A 6,851-nucleotide genomic window follows, 5' to 3' on the forward strand; every position below is an offset into this window, starting at 1 on the left:
TGCCGGGGAGGAGTTTAGGTGTCAGCGCCCGCGCCCCGCGCCGCCGCCCTGGCCGCGATTGCCGCCGGGGCGCCCCTGGCCGCTGCCGGCCGGGCGCGCGTTGAACTTGCGCTTGGGCGCACCCGGGCCACGACCCGCGCCAGCCCCGGCACCTTCCTGGCGACGCGGCTGCTCACCGCGCGGACCCTCGGCCCGGCGCTGCTCGCCACCGCGCGGCGCATCGCCGCGCGGACCACCGCGACCGCCGCGCGCCGGCTGGCCGTCGCCACGACGGCCCTGGGCATGTTGCATCGCGCGGCCGTTGCGGCCGTTCTGCTCGTCGCGGCTCGCCGGCATCGGCGAACGGGTCGCCTTGATCTTGTCGGCCTCGGCCATGAAGTTCTCCGGCAGCGGCTGCACGGTGAGCTTCTGGCGGGTCAGCCGCTCGATGTCCTTCAGGTACGGACGCTCGTCATCGGCGCAGTAGCTGATCGCGATGCCGTCCGCCCCGGCGCGCGCGGTGCGGCCGATGCGGTGGACATATTGCTCGGGCACGTTCGGCAGCTCGAAGTTGAACACATGGCTCACCCCCGACACGTCGATGCCGCGCGCGGCGATGTCGGTCGCCACCATCAGCTTGACCTTGCCCGAGCGGAACTCGCCCAGCGCCCGCTCGCGCTGCGGCTGGCTCTTGTTGCCGTGGATCGCGTTGGCGGCGATGCCGTTGCCGGCAAGCAGCCGCACGACGCGGTCCGCACCATGCTTGGTACGGGTGAAGATCAGCGCGCGATCGATCTCGAGGCTGCGCAGCTGCATGGTCAGCAGCGCCTGCTTCTCGGTCTGGTTCACATAGGTGACGAACTGCTCGACGCGCTCCGCCGTGGTGGCGACCGGAGTCACCTTCACTTCCACCGGATTGTGGATGAACTGGCTGGCCAGCTCGCGGATCGACTTGGGCATCGTCGCCGAGAAGAACAGCGACTGGCGCTTGGCCGGCAGCTCCTTCACGATGCGGCGCAGCGCATGGATGAAGCCGAGGTCGAGCATCTGGTCGGCTTCGTCGAGCACCAGGATCTCGATCCCGAGCAGGATCATGTAGCACTGGTCGAGCAGGTCGACGAGGCGGCCCGGGGTGGCGACGAGGATGTCGACGCCGCGCGCCAGATCGGTCTTGTTCTTGTGGACCGAGGTGCCGCCGAACACGGTGGCGATGCGCAGGCCGGTGCCGCTGGCATAATGCTTGGCATTGTCGGCGATCTGCGCGGCGAGCTCGCGGGTCGGCGCGAGGACGAGCATGCGGCAGCCGCGCGGCTGGGCACGCTTGCCGCTGGCGACGAGGCGGTCGATCGACGGGAGCATGAACGCGGCGGTCTTGCCGGTGCCGGTCTGGGCGATGCCGAGCAGGTCGCGGCCTTCCAGCAGCGCGGGGATCGACTGCGCCTGGATCGGCGTAGCCTCGTTATAGCCCTTCGCCGCAAGCGCAGCGAGGACGGTCTCGGAAAGGCCGAGGTCTTTGAACAACATGGGAATACCTTACGAATAGATGCCGGCGCACGCGCATCTTCGAAAGGCGCGGGCGTAGGCGGGGTCAACAAGTGACGCCCCGCGTGATTTGGGAAGCCGGTAAGAACGAGGCAGAGCCGAGCGGCGCTTTTTCCCTTTCGGGCCTGCGCCGCCGATCACGCTGCAAATAAATGCCTCGTCGTGATGGCGCATATGGCAGCGATGCTGCGGCGCGTCAAGAAGCGCGGCGGCGTTGGTCAGGCGTTAACCCCGTTTGTCGTAGAGCGGTGTCCTGGGGCAAGGGAATAGGCACGAGTGCTCGTCGCGCGACTGGAAGTATGGGGAAGCATGGACGCGCGCGGCGCGGTGCGCTTCCTGGTGAATCGGGAAACCACCGTGCGCGGCATGGATGGCCGCCCGTTCGACGCGGTGGTCGAGAATTTCTCGCGCACCGGCTTCCTGTTCAACGCCGATGTCGAACTGCCCGAGGGCACGCTGATCTGGATCGGCATGTCGGGCGCCGGCGCGCGCGAGGCGCGGGTGGTGTGGCGCGAGGACACCCGCCACGGCTGCGAATTCCTGATGCCGCTCAGCCAGCGCGACCTGCAGCATGCCTTCCGCAGCCGGGAGCGGATGGTGGAGGATCTGGAGGCGCGGCTGCGGCGGGCGAGCATGCTGCGCGAGGGCGAGTAGCCCTTTGAGTCCTGTTATCCGTCGGGATCAGGTCGCTCTGCAGTCGGATTTGTCAGGTTTAGCGAAGAACATGTTGGTAAAATTCGCAGATTCTGCACTTTTAGCCACGATCAATCCATCACGTGCCAGCCAACGACCGGTCGGATCGTAGCACAGGCAGGGCTATTGTCCTTAGCGCGTCCGGGCAATCGGCATACCAGCGCTTTTGGCGCCACCGCTTGCTCCAGAAGCTCGTGCGGGAGATCATGAATGTCGATCTTCGCGCGACGGCTCCACGCCGAGGAAGGATCGCCAGCCTGCGCTCCTATGGCGATATAGACGAACCGCCGTTCCTTGCCTTCCTGGCGAACGAACTCGCCGCCGAACTTGGGGCCCGGCGCGATCTGGACCGGCACGTCGAACGCCAGCGCCGCATCGCCTGCTACAACAGGATTTACCGGTGCACCCTTCTTGTCCTGGAGGCTGTAGGTGACGCCCGGAACGGGATCTTCGATTACCAGGCGGAGAACAATCGTCCGCTTCGACATAGCGCATGGCCCCGTTCTTGGCTGAGGGAGCGCAAGCGTATCAGGGGGCCCAATCGCGCTGCAAGGCTGCGCGCTGTGCTAGCCGGCAGTAGGATCCACCACATACTCCCGTTCCCGATACGCAAACCAGTCGAAGTCCGCCGCCATCCCTGTGCCGCCCATGTCCTGGCAGGCCATGCCGATGAACGCGCCGGTGAAGTTGGGCAGGCCGGGCGCGCTTGCCTCGTCGGAGAGGATCGAGGCGTCGAACAGTTCGGGGAGCCACTGCCAGGCCTCCGCCCCCGCCATCCGCCAGCCGAAGCGCAGCCGCTCGTAATCCACCTCGCAGCGCAGCTCGATCGGTCCCGCCGGCAGCGGGATCGGCGCGGTGAAGGCGTCGCCCTGGGGCGCGTCGGGCAGCGCTGTCATCACGCGGAGATGGCGGCCGACACCCTCGTCATGGGTGACATGCAGGTAGTGGAACTTGGTGCTGTTGTAATAGACCACCAGCCCCGCCGCCTGCTGGAAGTCCTGCGGCTCGAAGTCGAGCACGCAACTGGTCGAGGTGCAGAAGGCCTGGAGCCGCCGCGCTACCAGCGCCTGGGTGAAGACGCTGCCGATCGTCTCGCGCCCGAACAGGCGGAGATGGCCAGGCCGCGCGGTGAGGCTGAAGATGCGGTCGGGCTCGGGGGTGCGCAGCCATTGCAGGTCGATCGGCAGCGCGGCCGAGTCGAAGTCGTGGCGCTCCTCGGTCTGCCGCCCCGGCGAGGGGGTGTTGCTGAGCGCGGGCACTTCCAGCTCGGGCAGGCCGCGACCGTCGCGGGTGTAGAGCCAGCCGTCCTCGGCCCAGCGCATCGGCTGGATCGCGGTCTCGCGGCCGAGCACGCAGCGCCCGCGCCCCGGCAGCGGGCGGCCGCACAGATAGGCGAGCCAGGGTTCGCCGTCCGCCGTGTGGACCAGATCGGCATGGCCCGCGCGCGCCAGCACCGCGTCCGGGCGGGTGCGGCTGGAGAGGATATAGGTGTCCGGGTGGAGCTCGTACGGCCCCGTGATCGCCCGCGACCGCGCCATGGTGACGGCATGGTTCCAGCCGGTGCCGCCCTCGGCGGTGAGGAGGTAATAGAAGTCGCCGCGGCGATAGAGGTGCGGCGCCTCGGTCAGCCCCAGCGCGGTGCCGGGGAAGATGTTGGTGCGCGTCCCTACCAGCTTCTCCGTCGCCGGATCATATTCCTGCAGCACGATCCCGGCGAAGCGGTTGCGGCCGGGGCGATGGTCCCAGAGCTGGTTGACCACCCATTTGCGACCGTCGTCGTCATGGAACATCGAGGGGTCGAACCCGCTCGAATTGAGGTGGATCGGATCGGACCAGTCGCCGTCGATCGTGTCGCAGGTGACGAGATAATTGTGGAAGTCGCGCAGCGACGCGCCCGAGGCGCCGCCCATCGTCGTGCGGCCATAGCGCTTCACATCGGTGTAGAGCAGGTGGAAGCGCGCGCCGTCATGGGTGAGGCAGGGCGCCCACACCCCGCAGCTGTCCGGATCGCCGCGCATGTCGAGCTGCGATGCGCGCACCAGCGGCCGGGCGACCAGCGTCCAGTTGGCGAGGTCGCGGCTGTGGTGGATCTGCACGCCGGGGAACCACTCGAAGGTCGAGGTCGCGATATAGTAGTCGTCGCCGACGCGGCAGATCGACGGATCGGGGTTGAAGCCGGGAAGGATCGGATTGCGGATCATCGGGGCGCCTTGACGAGGGTCCAGAGAAGCAGGGCGGCGAGCAGATCGAGCAGCCCGAGCGTGACGAAGAAGGGGCCATAGCCGAGCGAGGCGACCAGCCCGCCGATCAGCAGCGAGAAAATGAGGATGCTGCTGTTGGCGAAGGTGCCGGCGAGGCCCGCTACGGTGCCGAGCTCGTTGCGCGGGAACAGGTCGCTGGCCATGGTGATGACGGTGACCGAGAGGGTCTGGTGCGCGAAGCCGCCGAGGCAGAGGAGCGCGACCGCCAGCCACGCGCTCTCGACGCTGGCGACGAACACCATGCCGGTCATCAGCAGCGCGCCGAAGGTGAAGGTCCAGCGCCGCGCGTTGATCAGGCTGATCCCGCGCCGCTGGAGGAACAGCGCCAGCGCGGGTCCGAACATGCAGCCCAGGTCGGCGGCGATGAACGGCAGGAAGGCGGAAACCGCGATCTCGCCCAGGTTGAAGCCGCGCACCTTCACCAGATAGAGCGGCATCCAGAAGGTCAGCGTCCCCCAGGTCGGATCGGCGAGGAAGCGAGGCAGGGCGATGCCCCAGAAGTTGCGCTGGAGGAGCAGGCGCAGCGGCGAGGGCCGCTCGCCGCGTTCCTGGATATGCGCTTCCTGGCCGCTGAGGATCAGGTCGCGCTCCTGCTCCGAGATGCTGGGATGGGTCTGCGGGGTGCGATAGTTCAGCAGCCAAAGCAGCGCCCAGAGCAGCGCCAGCACGCCGGTGACGACGAAGGCCGCGCGCCAGTTCCACAGCGCGATCGATCCCGCCACCAAGGGTGCTGCAAGCGCCGCGCCGGCCGACGCGCCAAGATTGTAGATGCCGCCGGCAAAGCCGCGCTCGCGCGCCGGGAACCACTCCGAGACGACCTTGAGGCCGCCGGTGTGCGACGTCCCTTCGGCAAAGCCCAGAAGCCCGCGCAGCGCGAACAGCCACTGCCAGCTGAACGCCAGGCCGTGCGCCATGCTCAGCAGGCCCCATCCGGCGGCGAACAGCGCCATGCCCGAGCGCAGGCCGACCACGTCGAGGATATAGCCCACCACCGGCTGCAGCATGATGCCGCCCTGGAAGGCCGCGGTGATGTAGGAATATTGCTGCTCGTCGATGTGGAGGTCGACCATGAAGCTCGGCGCGGCGACCGCCAGCGTGCTCCGCGTCAGATAGTTGAGCATGGTGCCCAGCATGACGATGCCGATGATCCACCAGCGCAGCGCGCTCGTGCGGTGCCAGAAGGACATGCACTCTCCAAACTTCCGCGCCGACACGCGTGTTAACGTTAACGTTGCCAGCAAAGCGCGCCGACTGCAAGCATCGCGTCTTTGAGCGCATGGCGCGGGATGCTTCAACTAGGCCAATGGGCGTATAGCAGCGGCATGACCGAAACCGCTGCCCTGCACCATGCCCGCTGGAACGCCTTCGCCGCGCGCGACCGGGCGCAGGACGGGCGCTTCGTCGTCGCGGTGACCACCACCCGCATCTACTGCAAGCCGAGCTGCCCGGCGCGGCGCCCCAATCCCGAGAATGTCCGCTTCTTCGACGAAGGCGCGGCTGCGGCCGCGGCGGGGTTCCGCCCGTGCCTGCGCTGCAAGCCCGACGAAGCGGCGCGCGATGCCACCGCCGTCGCGCGCGCCACCGCGCTGCTCGATGCGGCGGAGGAGACGGTCGGGCTGGAGGCGCTGGCGGCGGCGGTCGGCTATGCGCCGCACCATTTCAACCGGCTGTTCAAGCGCGCCACGGGCGTGACCCCCGCCGCCTATGCCCGGGGCCTGCGCGCCCGGCGGGCGGCGGCGGCACTCGACGAGGAGGAAAGCGTGACCCAGGCGATCTATGCTGCCGGCTATTCCGCCCCCAGCCGCTTCTATGCCGAGGCGGGCGCCCGGCTCGGCATGGTGCCGAGCGCATGGCGTGCGGGCGGGGCGGGGGTGACGATCCGCTGGACGCTCGCCGACACCAGCCTCGGCCCGCTGCTCATCGCCGCGACCGACAAGGGCCTGTGCCGGATCGCGTTCGATGAGGATGCGGAGATGCTCGCCCGCCGCTTCCCCGCGGCGAACGTGCAGCCGGGTACCGACGATTTTGCCGCGCTCGCGGCCGAAGTGGTGGCGCTGGTCGAGGACCCGAATCGCCAGCGCGACCTGCCGCTCGACGTCCAGGGCACCGCCTTTCAGGAGGCGGTGTGGCAGGCGCTGCGCAGCATCCCGCCGGGCGAGACGCGCAGCTATGCCGAGCTGGCGGTGATGGCCGGCAACCCGGGCGCGGTCCGCGCGGCGGGCACGGCGTGCGGCGCGAACCCGGTCGCGCTCGCCATTCCCTGCCACCGTGCCCAGCGGGGCGACGGCAGCATGGGCGGGTACGCCTATGGGATCGACCGCAAGCGCGTGCTGCGCGCGCGGGAGGGCGTGAGGGAGCGGAAGTAACACCCCATGT

The 6,851-nt window shown here is 68.7% G+C and carries 6 protein-coding genes; 2 read left to right on the forward strand and 4 right to left on the reverse strand.

Going from position 1 to position 6,851, the window contains the following annotated elements; translation table 11 throughout:
* Positions 1-21: 21 nt before the first annotated feature.
* Positions 22-1,503 carry a DEAD/DEAH box helicase gene (locus SAZ01S_RS22725; RefSeq protein WP_084584614.1) on the reverse strand — a complete coding sequence of 494 codons (1,482 nt, stop codon included), beginning with the start codon at positions 1,501-1,503 and terminating at the stop codon, positions 22-24.
* A 327-nt stretch (positions 1,504-1,830) separates the two neighbouring features.
* Here SAZ01S_RS22725 and SAZ01S_RS22730 point away from each other — a divergent pair, with 327 nt between their 5' ends.
* Positions 1,831-2,175 (forward strand): PilZ domain-containing protein, encoded by a 345-nt coding sequence (locus SAZ01S_RS22730; RefSeq protein WP_084584615.1) that lies wholly within the window; start codon positions 1,831-1,833, stop codon positions 2,173-2,175.
* A 110-nt stretch (positions 2,176-2,285) separates the two neighbouring features.
* On the opposite strand, the gene SAZ01S_RS22735 is transcribed toward SAZ01S_RS22730, so the two are convergent.
* The 3 genes from SAZ01S_RS22735 to SAZ01S_RS22745 all read right to left on the reverse strand — a co-directional run bounded on the left by SAZ01S_RS22735 (position 2,286) and on the right by SAZ01S_RS22745 (position 5,662).
* Entirely contained in the window at positions 2,286-2,702 is a 417-nt protein-coding gene (locus SAZ01S_RS22735) for a DUF5990 family protein (protein ID WP_084584616.1), read from the reverse strand.
* A gap of 78 nt (positions 2,703-2,780) precedes the next feature.
* Positions 2,781-4,415, reverse strand: coding sequence for a glycoside hydrolase family 43 protein (locus tag SAZ01S_RS22740; protein WP_084584617.1), 1,635 nt, complete (start codon positions 4,413-4,415; stop codon positions 2,781-2,783).
* The gene (locus SAZ01S_RS22745; RefSeq protein ID WP_084584618.1) at positions 4,412-5,662 is read right to left on the reverse strand and encodes an MFS transporter; all 1,251 of its coding nucleotides are present in this window, start codon (positions 5,660-5,662) and stop codon (positions 4,412-4,414) included. Before SAZ01S_RS22745 ends, SAZ01S_RS22740 begins: the two co-directional genes overlap by 4 nt.
* Positions 5,663-5,797: 135 nt before the next feature.
* On the opposite strand from SAZ01S_RS22745, the gene ada reads away from it, so the two are divergent.
* Positions 5,798-6,841 carry a bifunctional DNA-binding transcriptional regulator/O6-methylguanine-DNA methyltransferase Ada gene (gene ada, locus SAZ01S_RS22750; RefSeq protein WP_084584619.1) on the forward strand — a complete coding sequence of 348 codons (1,044 nt, stop codon included), beginning with the start codon at positions 5,798-5,800 and terminating at the stop codon, positions 6,839-6,841.
* Positions 6,842-6,851 lie beyond the last annotated feature (10 nt).

The sequence above is a fragment of the Sphingomonas azotifigens NBRC 15497 genome (assembly GCF_002091475.1).
In the GTDB taxonomy this organism is placed as follows: domain Bacteria; phylum Pseudomonadota; class Alphaproteobacteria; order Sphingomonadales; family Sphingomonadaceae; genus Sphingomonas; species Sphingomonas azotifigens.

Coding starts and splice junctions, on each gene's coding strand:
- SAZ01S_RS22725 (WP_084584614.1), bottom strand. CDS start 1,503: ATGTTGTTCAAAGACCTCGGCCTTTCCGAGACCGTCCTCGCTGCGCTT.
- SAZ01S_RS22730 (WP_084584615.1), top strand. CDS start 1,831: ATGGACGCGCGCGGCGCGGTGCGCTTCCTGGTGAATCGGGAAACCACC.
- SAZ01S_RS22735 (WP_084584616.1), bottom strand. CDS start 2,702: ATGTCGAAGCGGACGATTGTTCTCCGCCTGGTAATCGAAGATCCCGTT.
- SAZ01S_RS22740 (WP_084584617.1), bottom strand. CDS start 4,415: ATGATCCGCAATCCGATCCTTCCCGGCTTCAACCCCGATCCGTCGATC.
- SAZ01S_RS22745 (WP_084584618.1), bottom strand. CDS start 5,662: ATGTCCTTCTGGCACCGCACGAGCGCGCTGCGCTGGTGGATCATCGGC.
- ada (WP_084584619.1), top strand. CDS start 5,798: ATGACCGAAACCGCTGCCCTGCACCATGCCCGCTGGAACGCCTTCGCC.